24 protein-coding genes are annotated in these 24654 nt (G+C 52.9%); 14 read left to right on the top strand and 10 right to left on the bottom strand.

Annotated elements, in window-relative coordinates:
- Nucleotides 1–18 precede the first annotated feature (18 nt).
- Nucleotides 19–1200, bottom strand: coding sequence for an MFS transporter (locus NSS79_RS10195; protein ID WP_076110662.1), 1182 nt, complete (start codon nt 1198–1200; stop codon nt 19–21).
- Nucleotides 1201–1301: 101 nt separating this feature from the next.
- On the opposite strand from NSS79_RS10195, the gene NSS79_RS10190 reads away from it, so the two are divergent.
- A complete protein-coding gene (locus NSS79_RS10190; protein WP_342439251.1) occupies nt 1302–2045 on the top strand; it encodes a G1 family glutamic endopeptidase in 744 nt (247 codons plus the stop codon).
- A 135-nt stretch (nt 2046–2180) separates the two neighbouring features.
- Here NSS79_RS10190 and pyk read toward each other — a convergent pair whose 3' ends face one another.
- From pyk to NSS79_RS10160, 6 genes are all read right to left on the bottom strand, one after another.
- Nucleotides 2181–3605 (bottom strand): pyruvate kinase, encoded by a 1425-nt coding sequence (gene pyk, locus NSS79_RS10185; RefSeq protein ID WP_038588922.1) that lies wholly within the window; start codon nt 3603–3605, stop codon nt 2181–2183.
- 331 nt (nt 3606–3936) lie between these two features.
- Nucleotides 3937–4938, bottom strand: a complete 1002-nt coding sequence (locus tag NSS79_RS10180) for an acetyl-CoA carboxylase carboxyltransferase subunit alpha (protein WP_342439250.1) — start codon at nt 4936–4938, stop codon at nt 3937–3939.
- Nucleotide 4939: 1 nt separating this feature from the next.
- The gene (gene accD / locus NSS79_RS10175; RefSeq protein ID WP_339225824.1) at nt 4940–5833 is read right to left on the bottom strand and encodes an acetyl-CoA carboxylase, carboxyltransferase subunit beta; all 894 of its coding nucleotides are present in this window, start codon (nt 5831–5833) and stop codon (nt 4940–4942) included.
- Nucleotides 5834–5908: 75 nt separating this feature from the next.
- Nucleotides 5909–6097: a hypothetical protein gene (locus tag NSS79_RS10170; protein WP_038588919.1), complete on the bottom strand. Its 189-nt coding sequence runs from the start codon at nt 6095–6097 to the stop codon at nt 5909–5911.
- Between the two features lie 145 nt (nt 6098–6242).
- On the bottom strand, nt 6243–6743 hold the full coding sequence (locus NSS79_RS10165) for a phosphatidylglycerophosphatase A (RefSeq protein WP_342439249.1): 501 nt from the start codon (nt 6741–6743) through the stop codon (nt 6243–6245).
- Nucleotides 6744–6817: 74 nt separating this feature from the next.
- Nucleotides 6818–10546: a DNA polymerase III subunit alpha gene (locus NSS79_RS10160; RefSeq protein WP_342439248.1), complete on the bottom strand. Its 3729-nt coding sequence runs from the start codon at nt 10544–10546 to the stop codon at nt 6818–6820.
- Nucleotides 10547–10689: 143 nt separating this feature from the next.
- On the opposite strand from NSS79_RS10160, the gene NSS79_RS10155 reads away from it, so the two are divergent.
- From NSS79_RS10155 to NSS79_RS10145, 3 genes are all read left to right on the top strand, one after another.
- Nucleotides 10690–11013: a YtrH family sporulation protein gene (locus NSS79_RS10155; RefSeq protein ID WP_038588909.1), complete on the top strand. Its 324-nt coding sequence runs from the start codon at nt 10690–10692 to the stop codon at nt 11011–11013.
- A gap of 7 nt (nt 11014–11020) precedes the next feature.
- Entirely contained in the window at nt 11021–11524 is a 504-nt protein-coding gene (locus NSS79_RS10150; protein WP_342439247.1) for a hypothetical protein, read from the top strand.
- Between the two features lie 96 nt (nt 11525–11620).
- Nucleotides 11621–11938, top strand: a complete 318-nt coding sequence (locus NSS79_RS10145; protein WP_342439246.1) for a YtpI family protein — start codon at nt 11621–11623, stop codon at nt 11936–11938.
- 126 nt (nt 11939–12064) lie between these two features.
- Here NSS79_RS10145 and NSS79_RS10140 read toward each other — a convergent pair whose 3' ends face one another.
- Together NSS79_RS10140 and NSS79_RS10135 are read right to left on the bottom strand one after the other, a co-directional pair.
- Nucleotides 12065–13399: a DRTGG domain-containing protein gene (locus NSS79_RS10140; RefSeq protein WP_342439245.1), complete on the bottom strand. Its 1335-nt coding sequence runs from the start codon at nt 13397–13399 to the stop codon at nt 12065–12067.
- Between the two features lie 272 nt (nt 13400–13671).
- On the bottom strand, nt 13672–13953 hold the full coding sequence (locus NSS79_RS10135; protein ID WP_038588896.1) for a hypothetical protein: 282 nt from the start codon (nt 13951–13953) through the stop codon (nt 13672–13674).
- 177 nt (nt 13954–14130) lie between these two features.
- Here NSS79_RS10135 and NSS79_RS10130 point away from each other — a divergent pair, with 177 nt between their 5' ends.
- The gene (locus NSS79_RS10130; protein ID WP_342439244.1) at nt 14131–14706 is read left to right on the top strand and encodes a hypothetical protein; all 576 of its coding nucleotides are present in this window, start codon (nt 14131–14133) and stop codon (nt 14704–14706) included.
- Between the two features lie 117 nt (nt 14707–14823).
- On the opposite strand, the gene NSS79_RS10125 is transcribed toward NSS79_RS10130, so the two are convergent.
- Nucleotides 14824–15165, bottom strand: a complete 342-nt coding sequence (locus NSS79_RS10125; RefSeq protein WP_340899474.1) for a YlbF family regulator — start codon at nt 15163–15165, stop codon at nt 14824–14826.
- Between the two features lie 244 nt (nt 15166–15409).
- Here NSS79_RS10125 and NSS79_RS10120 point away from each other — a divergent pair, with 244 nt between their 5' ends.
- The 9 genes from NSS79_RS10120 (at nt 15410) to NSS79_RS10080 (ending at nt 24652) form a co-directional block, all read left to right on the top strand.
- Nucleotides 15410–16777: a YheC/YheD family protein gene (locus NSS79_RS10120; RefSeq protein WP_342439243.1), complete on the top strand. Its 1368-nt coding sequence runs from the start codon at nt 15410–15412 to the stop codon at nt 16775–16777.
- Between the two features lie 10 nt (nt 16778–16787).
- On the top strand, nt 16788–17954 hold the full coding sequence (locus NSS79_RS10115; protein ID WP_052091965.1) for a YheC/YheD family protein: 1167 nt from the start codon (nt 16788–16790) through the stop codon (nt 17952–17954).
- 13 nt (nt 17955–17967) lie between these two features.
- Nucleotides 17968–19338 carry a YheC/YheD family protein gene (locus tag NSS79_RS10110; protein ID WP_342439242.1) on the top strand — a complete coding sequence of 457 codons (1371 nt, stop codon included), beginning with the start codon at nt 17968–17970 and terminating at the stop codon, nt 19336–19338.
- On the top strand, nt 19335–20447 hold the full coding sequence (locus NSS79_RS10105; RefSeq protein ID WP_038588882.1) for a YheC/YheD family protein: 1113 nt from the start codon (nt 19335–19337) through the stop codon (nt 20445–20447). Before NSS79_RS10110 ends, NSS79_RS10105 begins: the two co-directional genes overlap by 4 nt.
- A gap of 25 nt (nt 20448–20472) precedes the next feature.
- Nucleotides 20473–20991, top strand: a complete 519-nt coding sequence (locus NSS79_RS10100; protein ID WP_038588879.1) for a hypothetical protein — start codon at nt 20473–20475, stop codon at nt 20989–20991.
- A complete protein-coding gene (locus NSS79_RS10095; protein WP_342439241.1) occupies nt 20973–22103 on the top strand; it encodes a YheC/YheD family protein in 1131 nt (376 codons plus the stop codon). Before NSS79_RS10100 ends, NSS79_RS10095 begins: the two co-directional genes overlap by 19 nt.
- Before the next feature lie 309 nt (nt 22104–22412).
- A complete protein-coding gene (locus NSS79_RS10090; protein WP_342439240.1) occupies nt 22413–23177 on the top strand; it encodes a hypothetical protein in 765 nt (254 codons plus the stop codon).
- Nucleotides 23178–23211: 34 nt separating this feature from the next.
- A complete protein-coding gene (locus tag NSS79_RS10085) occupies nt 23212–24000 on the top strand; it encodes a glycosyltransferase family protein (RefSeq protein WP_342439239.1) in 789 nt (262 codons plus the stop codon).
- 37 nt (nt 24001–24037) lie between these two features.
- Nucleotides 24038–24652 (top strand): class I SAM-dependent methyltransferase, encoded by a 615-nt coding sequence (locus tag NSS79_RS10080; RefSeq protein WP_342439238.1) that lies wholly within the window; start codon nt 24038–24040, stop codon nt 24650–24652.
- The last annotated feature ends 2 nt before the right edge of the window (nt 24653–24654 follow it).

Here is a 24654-nt window from a genome sequence, read left to right as displayed (position 1 = left end):
AACTTGCGGAAGCGGCAGCTAGACGCCAACTCCGCCCGAGGACATCGTCTTCGGAACGCTGCTCCTTGAGCTTCTGGCTACATAGAAGAGCAGTACCGCCCCGACGGCAGAACTTATCATGCAAGACACATTCATCAGCCCGACACCGCCCTGACTAAGCAGAAATCCATTCAGCAAATTGCCCAGAATTCCCGCAAAACCGGAAAATACGATATTGAAGACACTTTGGCCTGTTGCCTGCATCTCGGATGAGGTAATCTGCGACACATATTCAACAGCAGCAATATAAAAGAGCCCGAATGACAGACCGTGCAGCACCTGCACGCCGATCATCACCGAAGGATGGGGAAAGGCCACCTGAATCCCCCAGCGCAGCACATAGATCAGCGCACCCAGCAGCAGCGTACGCTCGCGTCCCAGCTTCCGGATGACTTTCGAGGCATACAGCATGGAGGGCACGTTGGTCACAGAGGCTAGGAAAAGCGCAATTCCGGCATACCCGGTGGAGCCGCCGACAGATTGGAAGGCCACCACAAAATAAGTGCCGAAAGCTGTCATCGTCTGGTTCACCAAAAAGCTGCCGCCCAGAAAGGCCAGGAAGATGCGGTTGCCGAGTAATTTTTTGACCCCTTGAGCCAGCGATTGGCTCATCATATGATTCTCTTCCGCCTGTCTGGGCAGGGTCAGGGCAAAAATGACGGCAACTGAATTTAAGAGCAGGAACGGGAGCCATATCGTAGAGACTGAAAATCTCTCAACATACTGGCCACCGGCATAGGCTCCTACAGCCGCTCCTATGCTCATCATCAGCCGGATGCTGCCGTAGGTGGATCCGGCTCTGTTCGCCGCTGCAATGGCGTAAGAATCGGCGATAGGGGCCTGTGTGGACGAGAAGATCGTGGACACCGTGTATACCATCAGAAGAACAATGAAATATTCCGAACGGTAGAATACGGCCAGCACCGCCGGTACAGCCACACTTAGAATAAGTACAAGACGCGCCTGGTTATACCTGTCGGAGATAAGACCCCATACAGGCTGAATACATATGGCAATAAGTGTTCCTACCGCCATCATCATACCAATTTGGCTGACATCCATTCCGTTATACTTCAGCAACAGCGTCAGATAGGAACCAAACGAGCCGCCGGCAAGTCCCAGGAAGAGATAAAAGCCGCGCAGCTTCAGTAGTTTTTCCATTTGTGCTATATTTCCTCTCCAATCCTTTTTAACAGAATACCCAACCTTTGCAAGACTTCGCCGCATTAGATAGAGCAGAACCTAATAGAGGCGGTGAACAAGTGAGCACAGTTTATAAATTAAAGCGTGGTCTGCCTTGTCTCACGGACAAAACCAACAAGGGAAGAGCTCAAAGCACGGGCTTCGGCTGGACCTCCAGCAACTGGAGCGGATATGCCATCACAGGCAAAAAAGGAGCCTTCCGGAGGATCTCCGGCGAGTGGGTTGTCCCCTATATCAAGCCCACTTCCAAAGCCAGCTATTCCTCGGCCTGGATTGGAATCGACGGCTTCAAAAACAGCAATCTGATTCAGACCGGCACCGCACATGAATCTATAAATGGAGTCGTCCGCTACTATCCCTGGTGGGAAATACTGCCGGCAATGGAGACGGTTATTCCTCTCCCGGTCTCTCCCGGAGACCGCATGCGGGCAACGATCGCCAAGATCAGCCGCGGCAAATGGCGCATAACCTTGCAGAATCTCAGCAAGAACTGGATTTTCCGCACTATACAGCATTACACTGGTCCGCAGTCCTCCGCTGAATGGATCATGGAAGCCCCCCAAGTCGGCGGAACTATAGGCGCGCTTGCCCGGGTAACACCCACAAGGTTCAGCCGCTGTACAATCAACGGAAAAAGCCCTAAACTCACTCCAGCCGATGGAGGTATTATGGTACAGAACAAAACCGCAGTTGCCTTCCCTTCAAGCCCCAATTCCGCCGGAGATACTTTTGTAGTTAAACGTGTATATCATAAGGGATCGCCTCTCGTTAACACAAGAAACCCCATTCTCATACGTTCCTAGTGTTCATTTTGCCCGAAACTCTCAATCCAATATATACATTTGACCCTCGTATATCAAGCAAAAAAAAAAGCAATGGTGGGATCCACCATTGCTTTTTATGAATAGAACAATCTGCGTTATAGAAGACTCCTAAGCTTAGTCAGCTGGAATGGTGTCTACTTTCACCAGGTTTGTAGAACCGGAACGTCCCAGTGGGATACCCGCTGTAATTACAACAAGATCGCCTGCTTTAACCAGACCGGAATCCTTACCGCCTTTAAGGGCAGTTTGCAGCAATTCGTCTGTCGACGTAGCTTCTTTACCGAATACAGGAGTTACGCCCCATACGAGAGCCAATTGACGCATAGTTCTTTCTTGAGTAGTCACGGCAATAATTTGTGATTTAGGACGGTATTTGGAAACTACGCGTGCAGTGTGGCCAGTTACAGTCGAAGAAATGATAGCTTTAGCGTTCAGGTCCAGAGCGGAAATCGCTACGGATTGGCTGATGGCTTCAGTAACCGTTGTTTCTTGAGCAATTTGTTGCTTCATGAAGATTTCACGGTGGTTCAGGGCAGATTCAGCTTTCTCAGCAATGCGGGACATTGTGAGAACGGACTCTACCGGATATTTCCCGGCAGCAGTTTCACCGGACAGCATGATTGCATCTGTTCCGTCGAAGATAGCGTTCGCTACGTCACTTGCTTCAGCGCGGGTAGGACGCGGGTTGCGCTGCATGGAATCCAGCATTTGTGTAGCTGTGATTACCGGTTTGCCGGCGATGTTACATTTTTCGATCATCAGCTTTTGAGCCAAAGGCACATCTTCAGCAGGGATTTCCACACCAAGGTCGCCGCGGGCAACCATTAGGCCGTCGGAAGCTGCCAAAATTTCATCAAGGTTGTCAACACCTTGTTGGTTTTCGATTTTGGAGATGATTTGAATATGGGAAGCATTGTGCTTCTCAAGCAGTGCACGGATTTCCAGAACGTCGCTAGCTTTGCGAACGAAGGAAGCGGCGATAAAATCGATGTCCTGTCCGATCCCAAAAACGATATCGTTGGTGTCTTTTTCCGTAATACCCGGCAGGGAGATGGCAACTCCTGGTACGTTAACGCCCTTCTTGCTCTTGATCGTACCGCCGTTAACAATACGGGTCTTGATTTCTGTGCCTTGAATGTCGACAACGGTAAGTCCGATAAGGCCGTCATCGATCAGGATGGTCGAGCCTACTTGAACATCATTAGGCAGGTCGCTGTAAGTGATGGAGATACGGTTTTGGTCGCCAAGGATCTCTTCCGTAGTCAATGTCAGATACTCGTCCTGAACCAGTTCAATCGGTTCTACTTCCAGCTTGCCTGTGCGAATCTCCGGTCCTTTGGTGTCGAGCAGGATGGCAACAGTTTTGCCCAGTTCTTTAGATGCCTGACGGATCGTCTTGATCCGGTTGCCGTGCTCTTCAAAATCGCCGTGGGAGAAGTTCAGACGGGCCACATTCATACCAGCCAAGATCAATTTTTTGATATTCTCCAACGATTCACTAGCAGGACCGATCGTACATACAATTTTACTTTTCCGCATTAGGTTTTCCTCCGTTTTTTCGTTCTCTCTGTCTCACTTTTTCCAACTACAAAATCTACTATAAGGCTTTCTGTTTGTATAGGAACTTTATCACATGTACCTTTTACTGCGCCCTAATGAATATTACTGCAACTTGGACACAAAATCAATGTTATAGCCTTCTTTTGCTGTAAATTTAAGTCGAATACATGAAGTTTCAGGACAAAATAAAAATAACCCTGCGAATGCCGCAGGATTATTTCAATGGTAATAAATGTTAATTTAGGCCAGTCCATATTTTGTACCTGCTGATAGTACTATATGTCTGAAAGTGCAAATGAAACAGGGAGTATTACTCCACGTTCTGCACTTCTTCTTCCGGGTTAACGGCTTCCTGCTGAGCTTCGGAAAACTCGCCGATTTTGCGGAATTTGCGGTAGCGGTCTTCTTTAAGTTCCGCAAAATCCAGGCTCGACAGCTCCTGCAAATGGCGCCATATGACATCCTTGAGCGCAGCGGCAGTAGACTCGTAATCACGGTGTGCGCCACCCCGCGGTTCAGGAACAATTTCCTCAATCACTTCCATCTCCAGCAGATCGGCCGCGGTGATCTTCATCGCTTCTGCGGCTTGTTCCGCCTTCGAGGCATCCTTCCAGAGAATGGACGCCGCGCCGTTCGGGGAGATCGCTGAATAGATGGCATGCTCCAGCATCAGAACACGGTTGCCTACAGCCATCGCCAACGCTCCGCCGCTTCCGCCTTCACCAATGATGATGCAGATGACCGGCACGCCAAGCTGAGACATCTCATACAGGCTGCTGGCAATCGCTTCGGACTGGCCTCTCTCCTCCGCCGTATTGCCGGGGTAAGCCCCTTTGGTATCGACAAAGGTAACGATCGGACGGCCAAACTTCTCCGCCTGCTTCATCAGGCGGATCGCCTTGCGGAAGCCTTCAGGATGCGCGCTGCCGAAGAAACGCAGAATGTTCTCCTTCGTATCCTTGCCGCGCTGCTGGCCGAGCACAGTAACCGGAACGCCGTTGAGCTTGCCGATTCCGCCTACTACAGCCAGATCATCTCCGTACAGACGGTCGCCGTGCAGCTCAATAAAATCAGTAAAGATCAGCCCTATAAGATCAAGCGAAGTCGGACGTCCATGATGCCGGGCCAGATGCATCTTCTGTGAAGCAGAAATATCGGTATAAATTTCTTCCTCAAGCACGCGGTAACGTTCCTCAAGCCGGGCGATCTCATCGCTGAAATCAATGCCCTTCTCTTCACCGAACTGCTTCAGTTCGGCAATCTTCTTGCGCATTTCTACCAGAGGCATTTCAAAAGGCAACTCTCCCGCCAACCTAAAAGCCCCCTTTCACGTCGTGCAAATCCAAAAGCTTGGTTAGCGTGGACCGTAATTCCTTGCGGTGTACGACCAGATCAAGCTGACCATGCTGAAGGTTGAATTCAGCAGTCTGAAAATCATCCGGAAGCTTCTGCCGAATGGTCTGCTCAATGACGATTCTTCCGGCAAAACCGAATACTGCTCCAGGCTCGGCAATAATAATATCGCCAAGACTGGCAAAGCTGGCGGATACTCCGCCCGTTGTCGGGTCCGTAATGACAGAGATATAGAGTCCTCCCGCTTCGCCAAACCGGGCCAGCGCTGCACTTGTCTTCGCCATCTGCATCAGACTGAGAATACTCTCCTGCATTCGGGCTCCGCCCGAAGTCGAAAAGATCAGCATCGGGAGCTTCTTCTCCGTAGCTTCTTCTACAGCCCGGGTAATCTTCTCTCCCACAACCGAGCCCATACTGCCGGTGAAGAACTCAAAATTCATCACGGCAACAATCACCGGATGACCGCCAATGGTTCCCTGGCCTGTAAGCACGGCTTCAACCTGTCCAGTTTTGGACTGCTGTTGTTCCAGCTTGGAGGCATAGCCCGGAAACTGCAGCGGGTCTACGGACGCCATTTCACTGTCGAACTCGATAAAGCCTTCCGGATCAAGGATCATTGCGATCCGTTCCGACGCGTTTAGCCGCATATGATAACCGCATGAAGGGCATACTTTCAGATTCTTCTCCAGCTCCTTGCTGTACTGGATCGTTCCGCATTTGCTGCATTTGCTCATTAAGCCCTCGGGAATCTCCCGTTTGGGGCGTTCGCCTTCTACCGGTCCGCCGCTCCGCTCCAGACGTTCTGAAGGAATAGTCGCGTACTTCCGTTTTTTCTGAAATAAATCTTTGAACAAGGGTCGCACCTCTTCAGCCGTTTATTTGCGCATATAGCAGCTTGCCGCTGTCATGAATGCCATCTTGATGTCTATTCAGGGATGTAAAATTAGATTAAGGACTTCCTGCACTTCCTCCAGTTCTCCTGAAGGAACCAGAATCTCGAACTGCTGCTTGGACATATTGACCGGACGGCACTTTACCATAAACCCTTCTTCCGTAAGCTTGCTCTGAATCATATCCGCCACTCTGGCGGTTGGCGCAATATAGATTACCGTCCACATGCCCAACAAAGCCTCCCTAATCTCAATTCCCAGCCGTATCCCGTATAATGGAATCATGATAACACAGTTTTCTTTTTTCCCGCAACAGGAGTAAGGTGCAGAAAGCAAGACCAGGGAGCATTATTCACCAAATAATGGGGGTTAATTATTCCGTACCGATGACATGGGGATACACCTTGGCCCCTTCATGCCGATGCGCAATTCTGGCGGATGCCGCCGCCGCAATTCCCGCGACAAGATCGTCCAGAAATACATGAATCCCCTGCTCATCATCATTCAGCTTGCCGATGATGCCGAGCTTTATTTTATCCAGATAACCGAAGCCTGTCAGCCCGATCATTCCGTATACGCCGGTGATGCCAAGCGCCAGAGTCTCGTCCGCTCCGTAGAGCGATTCATCCGCCTCCATCACCGCCTGCAGCGGCTGCGGCAGCAGGCCTTTTTCGGCCAATTCATCCAGTGCAACGCCTGTCATCAGCGTGTACTGCACCTCTCTTTTGCCAAGCACCGATTTAACGCTCGATAAACACTCTTCTTCGGTTAAATCCGGATAATACGCCGACTGCAAAATATATACGATCTCAGCGATGGACGTTAGCGTGACTCCCCTGCGCTCCAGCAGCTCTTTTGCCATTTGATAGGACATGATGTGATTCCCCTTTCCGCACGGGACAGTTCCCTGTGGTTTCCTAATGTATGCGGAAAAAGGCGGAAATGTTCTTATTTTATTCGAACTGTACCTGCTCCAAGCATCCCCTCGATCGCTGCGAACAGCTCCTGGGAAGGCTTGATCCGGTAGCCGTCGCTGAGCGCGAGCAGCTTCTGGTCACGCTCGTAGAACAGCAGGGTGGCTGCAGGGCCGGGATGGGTCTGCAGCAGCGCCTGCAGGCGCGAGAGCAGCGCCGGGTTCTCGGAGTCCGGCGTGATCTTGATAAAGACACGCTGGCCGCTCCCCGCTGCGCCGGGACTCCGGCCAGCGGACTCCACAGCGTCTGCGGCTGCAGGACGCTGGCCTGCCGGTCCCGGCGCTGCGGAGCGCGGGGCTTCCTGCGGCGCCGCTGCTTGCGCGGCAGCGGGCCTTGCGGGCGCAGGCGAGGTAACGCCGCCTGCGGTGCTGCGGGCGGCGCCAGGGCCGCCTGCGCCCGCCCGGGAAGCAGACGCACCTCCGGGTGCGCCTGCCGTCTGGGTGCGGCCCGCGGCGGACGCGCGGGCGGCAGCTGCGCTGCGGCGCTGCAGCAGGCTGCGAATCGTGTCGGCGCCAAGCGGCGCGACCTCTTCGGCCAGCAGCTTGAAGCCCTCGTCCTCCTGCTGCACCTTGGCGCGCAGGGCCAAGAGCGCACCCTTCTCAATCAGGCTGCGGCTCCGCTTCCACACCTCAGGGAACAGCACGACCTCGCAGCGCTCGATCTGGTCCTCCCATTCGACAAAAGCCATCGCTTTGCCGGATTTTGTCGTAATTTCCTTGAGCGACACAACCATACCTGCCGTTACGATCTGGCTCTCATCCTCGGCCTCGCCGAGATCCATCAGCCGCTGCATGCCCGGCTCCTCCAGCAGCTCGGCGCTGTCGTCCAGCGGATGGCCGGACAGATACAGCCCAAGCAGCTCGCGTTCCAGCTCCAACTGCTGGCCGATGGTGAATTTCGGGATATCCGGATAGCGGATTTCCCAGTTCGGCATTTCTATCAGGTCGTCGAACAGCTGGATCTGCAGCTCGTCACGCTCCTTGCGCCATTTCAGCGCGGCATCGACTGTCTCATCCAGCATCGCAAGCAGCTGTGCCCGGTGGCCTTGCAGACGATCGAAGGCGCCGGCCTGCAGCAGCGATTCTATCACGCGCTTGTTGCAGACCCGGAGATCAACGCGGCGGCAGAAATCCAGCAGGCTGTCGAACGGCCGCTCCTTGCGGACGGCAATGATGTTCTCCACAGCCAGCGTGCCGACATTCTTGACCGCAGCCAGACCAAAACGGATATGGCCGCTGCCTTCTCCCGGCACAGGCGTAAACAACACGCCGCTCTCGTTGACATCCGGCGGCAATACGCCGATGCCCGTGCGGCGGCATTCCAGCACATATTCGGCCACCTTGCGGTGTGTGCCCATTACTGCTGTCAGCATCGCCGACATAAACTGCACAGGATAATGTGCCTTCAGATAAGCCGTCTGGAAGGCCAGCACGCCGTAAGCTGCGGCATGGGCGCGCGGGAAGCCGTAATCGGCAAACCGCACAATCATATCATAGATAGCGTTGGCATCAGTCTCCAGATAGCCGAGCCTCAAGCTGCCCTCCACGAAGTGACTTCGCTCTTTATCCAATGTCTCGCGTTTCTTCTTCGACACCGCGCGGCGCAGCAGATCAGCTTCACCGAGCGAGAACCCGGCCATCCGCGAGGCGATTTGCATAATCTGTTCCTGATATACGATGATCCCGTAAGTATCGGCAAGGATCGGCGTCAGGTCGGCATGCGGATACTCCACTTCGATTTCGCCGTGCTTTCCGGCAATAAACTTAGGAATAAATTCCATCGGACCCGGGCGGTACAGCGCCAGCACGGAGACTATGTCCTCGAACCCTGAAGGCTTCAGATCCTTCAGCACGCGTCTTACCCCCGCCGATTCCAATTGAAAGACGCCGGTCGTTTCACCCGCACCAAGCATCTCATAGGTTAGCGGATCGTCATCGGGAATGCTGCGGAAATCGGGTGTACTGCCGCTCATTTCCTTGATCCAGTTCATGCAGCGTTCAATAATCGACAAAGTCCGCAGCCCCAGAAAGTCCATCTTGAGCAGTCCGACACTCTCCAGATGCTCCATGGAGTACTGGGTGAGCGCGGTGCTCTCGTTGCCGGCCTGAAGCGGCACAGCATCGGTCAGCGGACCTTTGGAGATGACGACCCCTGCAGCATGCGTGGAAGCATGGCGGGGCATGCCCTCGACCTTCATCGCCATGTCCAGCAGACCTCTGGTCTTCGGATTGCCTTCATACAGCGCCTTAAGATCAGGGCTGCTCTCCAGCGCCCGGGCAATGCTGATGCCGAGCTGGCCGGGAATCAGCTTCGCAGCCTTGTCCACCTCGTTATAGGGCAGGTTCAGTGCCCGGCCCACGTCACGCACCGCCGCCCGCGCCGCCATCGTTCCGAAGGTGATGATCTGCGCCACATGCTCCTGGCCGTATTTATCAACGACATAAGCGATGACCTCATCGCGCCGCTCGTCGCTGAAGTCGATATCAATATCCGGCATCGTGATCCGCTCAGGATTCAGGAAACGCTCGAAGAGCAGATTGTACTTCAGCGGATCGACATCGGTAATACGCAGACTGTACGCGGTCAGGCTGCCTGCGGAAGATCCGCGGCCCGGTCCGGTGGCGATGCCCTGCCGGTGGCAATAAGCGATGAAGTCCCAGACGATCAGAAAGTAATCGCTGAAGCCCATGCTCTCAATGACACCCAGCTCATAGTCGAGCCGGTTCTCGGCTGTTGCCTTTTGCTCCGGTGAAGCCCATAGCGGTGTATCCGCATAACGCTCCTCCAGCCCGCTGCGGCACAGCTCACGCAAGTAAGCTGCCGCATCCAGCCCTTCCGGCAGCGGGGAATATTCCGGCAGAATATGGCCCCCGAACGTCAGCTCCAGATTGCATTTCCCGGCAATGGCCTCGGTGTTGAGAATGGCTTCCGGCACATGCGGGAACAGTGCCGCCATTTGCTCGCCGCTTTTGAAAAAGAGCTGGTCTGTCCCGATCTTCAGCCGTTCCTCATCATCCACCGTCTTGCCGGTGCCGATGCAGATCAGCACATCCTGTACCTCGGCATCCTCCTTGGCCAGATAGTGCACATCGTTCGTGGCGGCCAGCGGAATATCACATTCGGCGGCAAGGGCGATCAGCTTCGGGTTCACCCGCTTTTGCTCCGGAATGCCATGATCCTGCAGCTCCAGATAGAAGTCCCCGCCAAAAATCTCTTTATATCTCAGCGCGGCCCGGCGCGCTTCGTCATCGCGCCCATGCAGCAGATGCTGAGGCACCTCGCCCCCCAGGCAGGCGCTGAGGCAGATGATACCTTCAGCATGCGCGGCCAGGGATTCCATATCGATGCGGGGCTTGTAATGCTGGCCTTCCAGATGGCCGATCGAGATCAGCTTCATCAAATTTTTGTAGCCGGTTTCATCCTTGGCGAGCAGGATCAGGTGGTAGATCGGCTGATCCTTGCGGCTGCCCCGCTCACGCCGCGAGCCGGCAGTCAAATAAGCTTCACAGCCGATGATCGGCTTGATGCCATTAGCCTTGCAAGCTTTATAGAAGGGGATTGCCCCGTACATCACGCCATGATCGGTCAGCGCCAGCGACTTCATGCCGTATTCGCCGGCCCGGCGCACGAGATCGGTAATGCGCGCCGCCCCGTCCAGTAAACTGTATTCGCTGTGCACATGCAAATGCACGTAAGGGCTCATATCCCCACTTCCCTTCAGTCAACAATCAAAACATAAGATGAAACTATTTTATCATATTAAAGGGGGAACCGCCCATAGAATGGAGTAAGAGCACAAGGACAGGCTGAGCTGACGAACAGGCCTGGTCCGGAAAGGGGCCTTGTATGAACGTGTTTTTGAGCAAAGCCGTCCTAGACTTCTTTATTGCCTGCGGCATCGTACTGGGTGGAGCCATGCTGGGCGGAATCGGTGCGGTAGTCTCCCTGCAGCCGCCTACACAGACTATGCTGGATATCGCGGACCGGATTAAAATCTGGGCGCTGGCCGCCGCTGTCGGCGGAACGATCGACCCGATGCGGGTCATTGAGAGCAATATGCTGGGAGGCAACCTCTCCCCCGCCATCAAGCAAATTCTCTATCTAGTATTTGCCTTCCTGGGCGCTCATATGGGCAGCGAGCTGGTCAAATGGGTGTGCGGCAAGGGGTGATGCCGGAATGAGAATCCCCCCGTTCCACCGCTACCGCCGCTTCTCGCAGATTTCCGCTGTGTTTGTACTCGGCATGGTCGCAGGAGCTGTCGCATACAATGCTATTTTTCATATGGGGTATAATGTGCTCTGGCTGAACAATCAGGATCTTCGTGTGCAGATCGAGCAATACCGGAAGGATATCCTGACACTCAAAAAATACAACAACACCTCTACCGTCATCCGGGAGATCAAGCTGCGCACAGAGGACAGCAAGGTCAAGGATGGCGCTGCGGCTCTGGATCCCGTTACGACCAAAGAGATTATCAGCAAAATGGTCTCCGACCTTGAACCGATGCGCGGACGCAGCATGTTCGAAATCGACACGGACGGCAAGCTGGCGCGGCTGCTCCTCGACGGTAAAATATACATCGTGCGCGAAAAGGAATACGCGGTCAAAATCCGCACCATGCTCGTCATGGAGGGGGTACTGCAAATCTGGGTGGAAATTAATCCGTATAAGCGCAGCTGAGGCCAATCATGCTACAATAGTGGACAGGTGATATACGGATACATCATAGGGCAAAACTATCATTTTCCACTATGTTGATAAAGGAGCTGCCTGTCCATGATTCTGCTCATCAAGTACGTGCTGTTTGTCCTGCTGGTGATTTGTATGATCAGTGCCGCCGTGTACAGCTTATCCTCGCGCAGAGCGCCAGATCCAATGGAAAAAGGCCGCAAGCGTGCTATTATGAATGTGCTGCTCGGCGCCATGCTGGTGACGCTGTCGCTGATGTCGATGTTTCTCTTCCGCGGTTCCACGGTCAATGTCATTGTGGAGGCGGTTTTCCTGGTGATTGGCGCCTTCAACATTTTCTCCGGACTGCGCAGCCACGGATACTACAGCCGGAACAGGAATGAAAATCATTTTACCCGCCATTAGTCTGGCTGCATTGCCGGCATCCTCAGCATCCTTAAGTGAACCGTTTCAATTAGAAGACAACCGCTGTATCGTATATGCGTAAAAGACTATCCCGGCGGGATAGTCTTTTTGGTAGAATATGAGGGCTCAGCCGTGGTCGATCGACTGCAGCATCAGCACCGCTTTGGCAACTATTGTGTCATTGTGGGAGATCTCAATCTCCAGCTTGCAGGTCCGGCGGCTGATCTCCAGCAGCCTCGGCAGGACGACAACCGAATGCTCAATCTGCACCGGGCGGATAAAATATGTTGACATATTGTCCAGCACGTAGTCGTTCCCGGTGATGTCCTTAGCCGCCTTGAATGCGGAAAGCGTCATCAGCGTGGATAACACGCCTTCGGAGATTGTACCCAGATCCGTCGCCATTTGCGGTGTGATGAAGCCGTGGAAGAACAGCTTTCCTTCCTCGTCCCGCTCCTCGGCAAAGCCGTTCCAAATCAAGTGGTCGAAAGTCTCCCCGAGCTGCGGCTGATTGCTGACATCACGCAGGCTTTGCAGTACCTCCCGGCGGGTCAGCGAGCCCACAAGCTTGCGGTTGCGGTCCACGATGGGCAGGAAGTCAATGCCCTCCCACATCATGATCTGCGCCGCCGAGGCCAGCGACGTCTGCAGGGCCGCTGTGACAGGGCTGCGGATCATCGCCTTCTCAATGCTGTGCTCCTCACTGAACTCCTCCACATCCCTGCGGCCGACGATGCCGATAACCCGGTTCCATTCATCTGTAACCGGGAAACGCAGTTCGCCGCTGGTCTGTGACAGCATCCGCAATTCCCCGACGGTGCTTGTAACTTTCAGGGTGTTCAGCCGCGGCTTGTTATCCACGATATCTTCAACCAGCATGATCTTTTTCTTAATCAGCCTGTCAAATATGGCCCGGTTAATCATGGAGGCCACTGTAAACGTATCATGCCTTGAAGAGATCACTGGCAGGTCCAGCTCGTCAGCAAGCGCTTTGACCTCACGGCTTGTCCCGAAGCCCCCCGTCACTAGCACGCCTGCACCCTGCTCCAGCGCAAGCGAATGCACATCATCACGGTTACCCACGATCAGCAGGCTGTCAGCGTCGATATAGCGGATCATAGCATCAACCTTCATCGCGCCGATGACATATTTATGGAGATGCTTATTCAGGCCGTTCACTCCGCCGAGCACATGTCCTTCCACAATATCCACTACATCCCCGAAGGTAAGCTGATCGGAAATATTCCGCGGCTTCTTCTCCACGCGGACAGTACCGATGCGCTCCTTCGTAATGACAATGCCGAGATTCTCGGCCTCTTTCACTGCACGGTAAGCCGTACCTTCGCTGACTGCCATTTCCTTAGCCAGCTTGCGGACGGAAATTTTGGTGCCAACCTTAAGGCCTTCAATGTGCTGGAGCAGTTGTTCATGTTTTGTAATGTTATCGCCTTGACCCTCCAACTGTTACACCCCCATAGCCCGATCTGTACTATTCTGTACCTATTATACACGGAGGCAACAGTGGAGTACAACAGCAACGGAAGCTTAGATTTGGCTATATCTGTGAACATATTGTTATACCGTAGCAAGTATGAAACACACTGCGCTTCAGGCTTCGACTTTACAGCTAAGCAACTGCACAACAACCCCTGCCCCCGCCAAAACGGCGGATGCAGGGGTTGTCCTGACTGCGGAAGAAATTCGGGAACGGGACTACTTTTGGCGGAATTACATCATCTTTCTGCCACACGGGACTCCTCGTTCCATTTGCCCTGCCACTGCTCCAGCTTATGCTTGCGGACAGACTCCAGGCGCTTCTGTTTCTCTTCATCCACACCGATTATAAAATGCAAATGTGACGCTATTACCAGAAAGGCAAAAATGCACCAGACCACGCCGAACCCCAGCACCCAGCCAGGCCCGTTCTGAAAGGACAGCTTGGGCAGCGCATAGAGCAGCATGGCCAGTGCCGCCAGCATATACACACCATGCTTGAACTTGTTTCTTTTCTTCATTACAGACAGCTCCTTCTCTCTTAAAAGGTTGTTCCATGGAATCTATATCTCTACTCTATGAACATGCAGCCGGAATTATGAGACAAGTTGCAAAAAACTTCCGGGAAGTAATCTACACCATAGCCTCCACCGTTCTGATATGAGATGATGTTAGCATTACAGGGAGGCGATTCTACATTGAATAACGCATTCAATCATACTGAGTACATAATCCGCAAAAAAGTTTTTTCCATTATGGGCGCTAAGCTGCACATCTACAACAGTTCGGAAGAGCTTGTGCTTTATTCGCAAATGAAAGCCTTCAAACTTAAAGAAGACATTGCACTGTTTACGGACGAGAGTATGGAAAAGGAGCTGCTGCGCATTAAAGCCCGCAATGTGATCGACTTCAGCGCGACCTACGATGTGCATGACTCGGAGACCGGTGAACATATCGGGGCGCTCCGCCGCAAGGGGCTTAAATCGATCCTGAAGGATGAATGGACCATCCTGGATCAGCGGGATACCGAAATCGGGCTAATCAAAGAAAATAGCACACTTATGGCTCTCCTGCGGCGCTTCATCACCCTCATTCCGCAAAAATATAACATTGAGCTTGGGAACAATGTTATTCCCGCCTTCCGGCAAAATTTCAATCCCTTCGTCACCAAGATCATCGCCGACTTCTCCGAGGACCGCAGCGGCCAGCTGGACCGCCGTCTCGGCCTGGCTGCCGGGATTCTGCTCTGTGCGGTGGAAGGCAAGCAGGAGTAATCTTCATCGCTATAAACAACAAACAGGAGGGTGTCCTCTAGCCATCAGGCTAGGAGACACCCTCCTGTTGTTCATACATTGCAGCCACCCCAGGCAGCAGTGTGACCGGATACAGAATTATTGACCGCCGTACATTTGCGACAGGCTGTCAGTGATGATTTTGTTCACGTCCTCGATAACGACACTTAGGCGGCGTTCCGCATCAAACAGGCGACGGATGCCCAGATTCAGGTTCAGCACCTCGAACAGCTTCTCCATCTTCTCCATTTCTTCCTGTGGAGGCATCTCCCCGCTCATCATGCGCTGCTGCAGCTCAATCTGGTTCTGCCGGAAGCTGTCGAGCATCCGTTTGCTTTCCGGATCGGCCTCAATTACCTTCATAGCGCTGGAAATATCCGAAAACTCTGTACTTTCCTTAATGGCTCTCGCCAGTTCATGCGCCTTGTCAATTACGTTCATTATAATTCCTCCTAAAAGTTTTGTAAGCATCGCTTCCTGATTCAGCTTCGTTCAAAACTCGCTTCGGAAGCATCTGCCTAAGTTTTGTAAGCATCGCTTCCTGATTCGCTTCGTTCAAACCCGGCACGGCTTTTTAAAGAATAGGTCAATCACCAAGGGTCAGATGTCTCCATATGATGAATGATATGTAACCCTTAAGATTCATATTGCCGGCATCATGCTGCCTACTGGAAGGAGATCCACGATGTCCAAATTCAAGATCCCGGTCCACACGGTCCACTCGGGCATCCTGCAGGAAAACGCTGTAATGCTTGGCGAAAAATCCATGAAAAAGCTCAAAATACCCGCACACGGAACGATCCGGCTCACGTTCGGCTCTTTCCGGCAGGAGGTCACCGTCATTCCGGTTCCCAAAGCCGACAGTCTGCGCGTAAACGAAGCGCTGGCACGGAAACTCGGACTGCGGCAACGGCTTACACTGAACGCTTCATACAGCTCCGGCAGCCGCACCTTACGGCTCGGACCGCTGATTGCCGTTCTGGTGAGCCGGGACCATCCGGACCGTCCCGAAAGGGTATTCGGCCCGATCACCCTGTTCTGCCGGGAGCTTACCAATGCCTGCCATGCACAAGGCGCCTATGTATATTTCTTTACCCCGGAAGGGCTGGAAACACACAGCTCCTCCATTGAGGGCTGGGTATACGACGAGGGATGGCGGAAGCTGAGTCTGCCTATTGCCGATGTGATTAACAATCGGCTTACGACTCGAAAGGTGGAGAATAAACCTAGCGTACAGCATTTTTTGGCGGATGTAAAATCCCGCTACGGAACTCATTTTTTCAATGAAAAGTTCCTTGACAAGACAGAGGTGTTCGAAGCACTGGCACAGGATGCCGCCCTGCAGCGGTATTTGCCGGAATCGCATGCCTTAACCGGCTTCGCCGTATTAAAAAGAATGTGCAGCAGCTATCCCAGTGTCTTCCTGAAGCCGGTACGCGGAAGCCTTGGAAAAGGCATTCTCCGCATTTCCAAAGATGAGGGGGGCGGCTACCGGCTGCTGTCCACGACACCGCTTGGCACGCGTAAACAAGTCTATCCAACCTTGGCGAAGCTATTTCAATCCATTGCGCCCAAGATGAAAACCACCCGCTACCAGATTCAGCAGGGGCTCCCTCTACTAGAGCTTGGACGGCGTCCGGTAGATTTCCGGGCACTCGTGCAGAAGAACGGCACCGGCAAGTGGGGCGTCACCTCAATCGTTGCCCGTACCGCCGGAAGCAACCATTTTGTCTCCAATCTGGCGCGGGGCGGCACGCTCAGCACTGTCCGCGAGGCCATCGGCAAGAGCAGCCTCTCGTCCGGGACCAAAGAAAGCACACAGCTGCAGCTTCCACGGGCGGCTCTGGCGATAGCCAGGGGTGTGGAAACCTATATCCCCGCGCATTTCGGGGAGCTCGGCATTGACCTTGCCCTGGATCAGTCGGGAAAAATCTGGCTGCTGGAGGTCAACTCCAAACCGTCCAAAAACGACAACACGCCCCTCAGTGATGTGAAAATCAGACCGTCCGTCAAACAGATGATTCTATATTGCCGCTACTTGGCCGGGTTATAAGGAGGGCATTATGACAGAGACAGCAATGGGGTTCCTTGGCATCATGACGGGCCGCCGCCGCGGGAATCCTCCCATCGCGGAACCGGAGTTCTGCAGTCAGTTATGCCGGGTAGCCCCGCTGTATGATCTGCAGGTGCTTATCTTTCACCCCGAGGGAGTTGCAAGAGACGGCCAATCCATACGCGGCTATATCTGGAATGACGGACAGTGGCAGCCTACCCTGGCAGCTCCGCCCGACATTCTGTATAACCGTTGTCTATACTCAAGCCTGCAGGAAAAAAGATCCGCCGCTTCCGCCCTGGCTGCCTTATCCCGGTCGCTTCCCTGGTCGCGTGGATTGCCAGATAAATGGAGCGTCTATGAAATTTTGCGGCGCAGCCGCAGAGCTTCCGCATGGCTGCCCGAGACCAGACTTTACACCGGTACCGGTGATTTGGGTACGATGCTCGCAGAAAGAGAGGACGGCGTTTTTCTGAAGCCAAGGTCCGGCACCCATGGCAAACGCACAATCCATGCGAAGCGCCTAAGCAATAACGAGGGCGGGCGCATAAGCTTAAGAGGTCGTGATGAGGCAAATGCCCCCTTTGAGAAAGGTTTCCGCACGCTGGACGAAGGTCTGAGCTGGATCCATGACTTTATCGGCCCGCGCCGCTATATTATACAACCTTACCTTCATCTGACCGGCAGCGGAGGACAGCCGTTCGACGTGCGTGTACTAATGCAGAAGAACGGCAGAGGCGTCTGGACGCTTACCGGCATGGCCGTCCGGTTGGGCAGCCGCGGTTCGCTAACCTCGAACCTCCATGGCGGGGGAACCGCGGTTCCCGCCCAGCCCTTCCTGCTTGCAGAATACGGCAAGATGGGAATCGAGCTTATGGAGGAACTTGCAGCAGCATCGGCTTTGCTGCCGCCGCTGTTGGAGGAATCATGCGGCAGGCTGGGAGAACTCGGCCTGGACTTCGGTATCGATGAAGGCGGCAGGATCTATCTGCTTGAAGCCAATTCCAAACCAGGGCGCACGGTGTTCCGGTTGACGGGCGACCGCCGGGCTGCTAAGCTCGCCGCCGAGAACCCCCTGCGCTATGCGCGTCATCTGCTGCTGAATTCAGCAGCAAACCGCAAGCCATCTACGCGGCAGTTCCGTTACAAACGGGAGAATGATATCAATGGTTCCTAAGGAGGATTCATAAATGGGTCTCACTTTTTGCAATGTGCATTTCACCAAGCAGCCCCAAAGAGTTGTCTACGTCTCGGGTGAACTGATGAAAAGCCTGAAACTAACCGGCAAGAAAAATATCCGCCTGCGGCTCGGAAAAGATGCCATTCCGGCAACGATCAAGCCGATCAAACGTGCCGGCAAGCATCTGTTCCTCGCCACTGGAGTAAAGAGTGCAATCAAGGTCCCCAAAACAGGCGGCGTCTATCTGCGCAACCTGCAGGATGAAGTACAGCTTGGACCGCTGGTCGGTGTATTGTCCGACGGCCCCGGGTCCTCGGCGAGCCCCTTCGGGTCCCGCACCGGCTTTATTAAACAGCTCCTGCGGGAAGGCAGCAACAGATGTTATATTTTCGCCTTCATGCCGCGTGACATCGACTGGCAGCAGGAGCAGGTGAACGGCTTCTTCCTGAATGCCAGCGGCAAATTCGAACGCAAAATAGTACCGCTGCCGGATGTGGTATATAACCGTCTGCCCAGCCGCAGAGCTGAGGTATCCCCCTATATCAACCAGTTGCGTGAACGGTTTGCACGCAAGAGAATTCCGTATTTCAACTGGAGCTTCTTCAATAAATCAGATATCTACCGGCTGCTGGAAAATGACGGGGCAGCCAACCGTTATGTACCGGAAACGCACAGCAACCCAAATCCGGATAAAATGCGTGAGATGCTCGAACGGCATCACTTTGTCTACTACAAACCTTCCGCAGGCAGTCTGGGCCACGGAATCTACCGGCTCACCTACCTGCCGAAGAAAGGCTACTTCGCCCGGTACCGCAAGAGCGGTAAAAATGTGCTGCTGCGGTTTACCAACTTCGACAGCCTCATGCGCATGCTGCGCGCCCGCCATGGCCAAAGCCTGAGTAATTATGTGGTGCAACAGGGTATCCGCCTGATCGAAATTGACTCCTGCCCCATTGACTTCCGCTTCCATATGCATAAGAACGGCAGCAATCAATGGGTGGTTGTAGGCATCGGAGCCAAAAAAGCCGGCAGAGGCAGTGTGACCACCCACTTAAAGAACGGGGGCGCCCTGCTCACACCGCAACAGGCTCTGGGCCGCGTATTCGGCGCCAGAGCGGATGAAGTGCTGCAGCGTGCGAAAACAACCGCCGTTAAGCTGGCCGAGTCGCTGGAGACCCAGCACCACCATCTGCTTGGCGAAATCGGCTTTGACCTTGGAATTGACCAGGATGAAGATATCTGGATGTTCGAGGCTAACGCCAAACCGGGACGCTCGATCTTCCGCCATCCTTCCCTGCGCGCTGAGGGCAAAGCTTCCATTGAGCACATCCTGGAGCATTGCCTCTATCTCAGCAAATTCCGCAGGAGGGATGATCTGTGAACAGCCGAATCCCTGACCCGAGCAAACCCGTAATAGCTATACTAACGACCAGTGACAGAGTAAAGCAATTTCGCGGCAACCGCAATAACTTCCGCGACATCATCCGCACCGGCAGAGAAATGGGCTTTCTTGTGTACGTTGTGACTACGCGTGATTTAAAGCTGGAGGAGCGGACGGTGAACGGCTACGTCCCTTCCCCCAGCGGCAAGCTGTGGTACAGCATTCCTGTCCCGCTGCCGCAGGTCATTTATAACCGGATTTCCAATCGTGAAGAAGAAGAAAAAGCACCAGTCGCCCGCAAAATTGCCGAGTGCCTGGAGCATGACCATATCAAGCTCTACAACCCGAGGTTTTTTAATAAATGGGATTTGTTTGAATGGCTGAAGGCATCGCGCGCAACCTCGAAGCATGTGCCCAAAACTAGACGGTTGCGCAGCGCAAACACCCTTATCGCCATGCTGAGTACTCATGACAGCCTCTACCTGAAGCCGGAAAGCGGCAAAGCCGGCAAGGGGATTATGCGGCTTAAATACCGCGAGGATGTAAGCCTGCCCTATCGGCTGCAGATACAGAGCGGCAAAAAGAACGCGACCTACAAAGCGGCCTCCATGGACCGCTTGTGGGCACGGATCAACAAGGAAAAAAAACAATCCCGTTATATTGTGCAGCAAGCCATTCAGCTCGCCACACACCACGGGCGGCCTTTCGATCTGCGGGTTCTCCTGCAGAAGAATAGCCGGGGAGGCTGGGCAGTGACCGGAATCGGTGCAAGACTGGCCGGCGCCCGGAGCATTACAACCCATGTGCCGCGCGGCGGCAGCATTGAAGAGCCGGCAACCATGCTGGAAGGAACCTTCGGTCCAGAAAGGGCCGCAGCTATTCTCAAGAATGTCCCCACCACCGCGCTGCTGATTGCCCGCCAGATTGAACGGGCCTCCGAAATGATGCTGGGTGAGATGTCCATGGATCTTGGTGTCGATGAGGCCGGTGACCTGTGGTTCTTCGAGGCCAACTCACGGCCGATGAAATTCGACGAACCGGCCATCCGCAAGCTGTCCCTGGAGCGGATTTTTCAGTACAGCCAGCATTTGGCCCGCATGAACAAGTAGAAACCTGTAAAGGAAGTGACACGCCATGCAGATATCCTCTATCTATGACAGCAGTCCGGGCCAGTGGAATTCCAGATTGGCCGGGCTGCTGGAATTTTTGAGGGAGTATGGGGAGCAGCGGATTACGCTTCGTGCATGCAGGATGCTGGCCCGTCTGACTCCGGAACAGCTTGCCGAGCCGGGCGTCTCCCTGCTTGTCGCCACCGTACGCGGTCAAAGCGGCCGTCAGCTGGCAGGCGTGAGCTTCGTATCCGGTTACGGCAAAGAAGCCTGTCTTGTTGCCGTCCATCCTCTATACCGTAACAGACATACCGGTACAGCCCTGCTGTCCGGGCAGCTGGAGCGGCTCGGCCGCCTGGAATGCAACGTCGCTACCGACAATACGGCAAGCCTGAAGATGTGCTTTAACAGCGGGCTTGCTGCTGTGGCATTGAAGAGCGGACCTACCGGCAAGCCCACGCTGCTGCTGCGGTCGCCCCAGAGCAGAGGCAGCGTGGAAATTTACCCACAAGAAGGTGAGCTCCTGTGCCAGAACCCGTCTTAGGCATCCTTACACTGTACCTGAACGACGCCAAACAGCTTGAAGAGAAGAGTGTATACAGGAGGATGATTATTGAAGGCAGCCACATCGGATTGGATGTCTTTGTATTCACCCCCGCAGATGTGAATCCCGGTAAAGAGTTGATCCATGCAATGGTCTATGATCCGGGGAGCGGCAAATGGTCGCGCAAATGGCGGCCATTCCCGAATATGATCTATGACCGCTGCCGGATCCAGCGCAATGCCCGCTTTCAGCAGCTGCTCAAATTCCGCTCCCGCTATAATCATCTTACCTTTCTGAACCGGCCGCTGCGCAATAAATGGACCGTTCACCAGACCTTTTCGCAGAAAAGCCGCTTCCGCCAGCATATGCCGGAAACTTTGCTATATCAGTCTTCCGCCGATCTGCACCGGATGCTGAAATTCAGCCCTGTCGTCTACGTCAAACCGATTAACGGCACCGGTGGACGCGGCATCCTGCGGATTGAACGGCAGCGGGACGGCAAGCAACTCTACGATATCCAGGGACGCCGCCAGAACCGGCAGATTATTGCCCCCCGCAAGGTGTCGCTCACCCGTCTGGAGTCCATTGTGCGCCAATGGTGCCTCGGCGGACGTTTTCTGGTCCAGCAGGGCATCCCGCTGCGCCTGCCCAGCGGGCGCTACCACGACTACCGCATGCTAGTGCAAAAGAACGGCCAAGGCGTGTGGGAGCTGACCGGCATGGCCGGCCGGGTGGGAGCAGCCCGCAGCGTAACGTCTAACCTTCACGGCGGCGGACATGCGGTACGTGCGGAAGTCCTGCTGAAGAAATGGCTCGGCAGCGAAGAAAAAGCGTCCAAAACCATGAAAACGGCTGAAAAGCTGGGGCTTGAAGCCGCTGCCTTCCTTGAGGACAGCTTCGGCGCCCTGTGCGAGCTGGCGCTGGACCTCGCTATCGACCGTGAGGGAAAGATTTATGTGCTGGAGGTCAATCCCAAGCCGGCCCGCGAAGTCTTCGCCCGTTCCGGCGACAGCGGCACCTACCGCAAAGCGCTGGTCCGCCCGCTGGAGTATGCGATGTGGGTGTATAAGAACAAGAACACGCCGAGTCCGGTGAAGACAACTGATGAGTAAATCTGTTACTCAAAGCCAAACAACCACCTCTACAATTTTCAGAGAGGCGGTTGTTTGCTGTGTGAACTGAACCCACCACACATCCCTAAAGGTAACGGCCTCAGATCCAGCTAGGGTCCAGCATGAGCTGTAGAAGCCACTGTCGGCTGTGGTGTGAATGTTGGTGCTGCAGTCAGCAGTGGTGACATTACTGGTCCTGTGTAAGAATAATAACTTAATTTGATTATCCGCCCTCTCCATCTGCGTAAACCGGAATATTATAGTTTATCAAGAAAATTACGTATCAACGATCAAAGTGAGGAGGACAACTTGAATCCAAAAATTCCATGTGTAGTATTATTCTTTTACAATGCCGATATTATTGCCAAAACGATGGATTTTCTGCAGCAATACTCAGACCGGCTAGATTTCACGGTCGTTGAGAACAAGAGTATTCATACCGATTCTACAATCAAACCATACCTGTTAAACCTTGTAGAGGAGAGGAAGATTTCCCGATACGTTCTATTTGAACAAAATATTACAATGAACGCGTTACGGATGACCTTCGATCTCGGGCTGGTTAACCTGTCCGACAGCAATTATGTGATGATAACTGATGGTGACTTAATTGTAAATAACGCCGATTTTTTAACCGAGCAAATCCATATCATGGATTCCCATCCCGAGCTATTTGCCTGCGGTGTTAGTTTATGCACCGATAATCTTCCACTAAATAATTATCCTGAGGCTAACACGTGGATCCCGAATGACATAGCCGTACATGAAGATTATATTGAAACCCTTACCGGTGCACACCTAACTTTAATACGGTCACAGGACTTCATGCATTACCTGACTTATAGCAAACAAATGAATTATAAAATCCTGGACGTCATGATGCATGAATTTTGTTACAAAGTCCTTGGTAAGCGTTGGGGTAAAACCAAGGCCAGCAAAGCTGTTCATTTAACATGGGATGTCTATGCCGACAGCAATCATCCTTACCAGCAATGGAAATCACAAATGAATCTTAATCAATTGTTTATCCATGATAATTATTGTACTTATGAGGTTTACGAGAGCAAGCTGTAAGAGTATCTCTCAAGTAGAGGTGAATAAGTTTCTTATGGACCCTTATAAAATCTGTTTCATCTACTGTGTTAATCAGTTCAGCTTACTGAGAGAATCGATGAATTATATTTCAGCCCTTCATGTTCCTGAAGGCATCAAGGTCGAGGTATTGACCATTGAGAACGCCAAGAGTATGGCTTCCGGATACAATGAAGCCTTGAGTAAAACTAATGCAAAGTACAAGGTGTACCTTCATCAGGACGTTTATATTCTGAATCCAAATTTTATTGCGGATATGTTGAACCTTTTTCAAAAGAACGCAAAATTAGGGTTGATTGGGGTGATAGGATCCGCCTATCTGCCATCCAGTGGAATGTGGTGGGAATCCGCTGATAATTATGGTCAAGTATTCGGCAGCCATTCTGGTAATATGGAGCTTCTTACTTTTAAAAATTGCGAATCCGGAATCACCTGCAAAAGAGTTATGGCTGTGGACGGGTTGCTTATGATCACTCAGGCAGACATTCTCTGGCGCGAGGATTTGTTCCCAGGATGGCACTATTACGATATTTCCCAGTGTATGGAGTTCAGCCGGGCCGGCTACGAGATCGGGGTTCCTTTTCAAGATACTCCCTGGGCGCTTCATGACTGTGGAGTTGCGGATTTAACCGGATTTGAAGAAAATCGTATCCGTTTTATTCAAGAATATCGAACTGACATGCATGAGAAATTCGCAGTGTATTACAGCGATAAATGCAACAGCTTATCCAATGCATCGATCAACAGAGGCATTGATTTATCTCTCCTCAAGAAACATCTGGATGAATTTGGCCTTGGTTTCTGATCATTGAGATATACCAGCAAAGGAGTGCGATACATTAATGTATAGTAGTAATGAAGTTAATATAGCAGCAATGCTTGAGCAGGTTCGTGGCACAGAAGGCTTTTTAATGGAACTGGAGATGCTCGCTCTTCTTCATTTGCCCTTACTTGTCGATCATCTTCCCGGGGAAATTGTTGAAATCGGCTCTTTCAAGGGGAAAAGCACAGTGGCTCTTTCTCTTGGAAGCCAATATCTCACTGCCAAAAAACGTTTGGTTTATGCCATCGATCCTTTCACCCATCCCGCACTGCCGGTTAATTATGAAGAGGATTTTATTATAAATCTACGAAAAGCCGGAATGGAGTCTTACGTTAATGCGATAAAAAAGCCCAGTCAATCCGCTTATGACGATTGCCCGCCATCAATCTCCGTGCTCTTCATAGATGGAGACCACAGCTATGAAGGGGTTGTGCACGATATTATCCACTATGCTTCAAGGGTTGTAAATGGCGGAATTATCGCCTTTCATGATTATTCCTACAAAAACTCCCCGGGATATGAATGGGCAGAATTGCCAGGCGTTACTAAAGCAGTCGATGAACTATGCGCACAACAAAATTTTGCTTATTTATGCGACTATAATAGCCTTCGCCTTGTTCAAAAGCTGGCGTAGAT

This window comes from Paenibacillus sp. FSL L8-0436 (assembly GCF_038593025.1).
In the GTDB taxonomy this organism is placed as follows: domain Bacteria; phylum Bacillota; class Bacilli; order Paenibacillales; family Paenibacillaceae; genus Paenibacillus_AQ.
This window is presented reverse-complemented; position numbering and strand designations above follow the sequence as displayed.

Excerpts from the sequence above, each read along its gene's own strand:
- NSS79_RS10195 (WP_076110662.1), bottom strand. The coding sequence starts at position 1,200 with ATGGAAAAACTACTGAAGCTGCGCGGCTTTTATCTCTTCCTGGGACTT.
- pyk (WP_038588922.1), bottom strand. The coding sequence starts at position 3,605 with ATGCGGAAAAGTAAAATTGTATGTACGATCGGTCCTGCTAGTGAATCG.
- NSS79_RS10170 (WP_038588919.1), bottom strand. The coding sequence starts at position 6,097 with ATGTGGACGGTAATCTATATTGCGCCAACCGCCAGAGTGGCGGATATG.
- NSS79_RS10165 (WP_342439249.1), bottom strand. The coding sequence starts at position 6,743 with ATGTCCTATCAAATGGCAAAAGAGCTGCTGGAGCGCAGGGGAGTCACG.
- NSS79_RS10160 (WP_342439248.1), bottom strand. The coding sequence starts at position 10,546 with ATGAGCCCTTACGTGCATTTGCATGTGCACAGCGAATACAGTTTACTG.
- NSS79_RS10155 (WP_038588909.1), top strand. The coding sequence starts at position 10,690 with ATGAACGTGTTTTTGAGCAAAGCCGTCCTAGACTTCTTTATTGCCTGC.
- NSS79_RS10150 (WP_342439247.1), top strand. The coding sequence starts at position 11,021 with ATGAGAATCCCCCCGTTCCACCGCTACCGCCGCTTCTCGCAGATTTCC.
- NSS79_RS10145 (WP_342439246.1), top strand. The coding sequence starts at position 11,621 with ATGATTCTGCTCATCAAGTACGTGCTGTTTGTCCTGCTGGTGATTTGT.
- NSS79_RS10135 (WP_038588896.1), bottom strand. The coding sequence starts at position 13,953 with ATGAAGAAAAGAAACAAGTTCAAGCATGGTGTGTATATGCTGGCGGCA.
- NSS79_RS10125 (WP_340899474.1), bottom strand. The coding sequence starts at position 15,165 with ATGAACGTAATTGACAAGGCGCATGAACTGGCGAGAGCCATTAAGGAA.
- NSS79_RS10120 (WP_342439243.1), top strand. The coding sequence starts at position 15,410 with ATGTCCAAATTCAAGATCCCGGTCCACACGGTCCACTCGGGCATCCTG.
- NSS79_RS10115 (WP_052091965.1), top strand. The coding sequence starts at position 16,788 with ATGACAGAGACAGCAATGGGGTTCCTTGGCATCATGACGGGCCGCCGC.
- NSS79_RS10110 (WP_342439242.1), top strand. The coding sequence starts at position 17,968 with ATGGGTCTCACTTTTTGCAATGTGCATTTCACCAAGCAGCCCCAAAGA.
- NSS79_RS10100 (WP_038588879.1), top strand. The coding sequence starts at position 20,473 with ATGCAGATATCCTCTATCTATGACAGCAGTCCGGGCCAGTGGAATTCC.
- NSS79_RS10085 (WP_342439239.1), top strand. The coding sequence starts at position 23,212 with ATGGACCCTTATAAAATCTGTTTCATCTACTGTGTTAATCAGTTCAGC.
- NSS79_RS10080 (WP_342439238.1), top strand. The coding sequence starts at position 24,038 with ATGTATAGTAGTAATGAAGTTAATATAGCAGCAATGCTTGAGCAGGTT.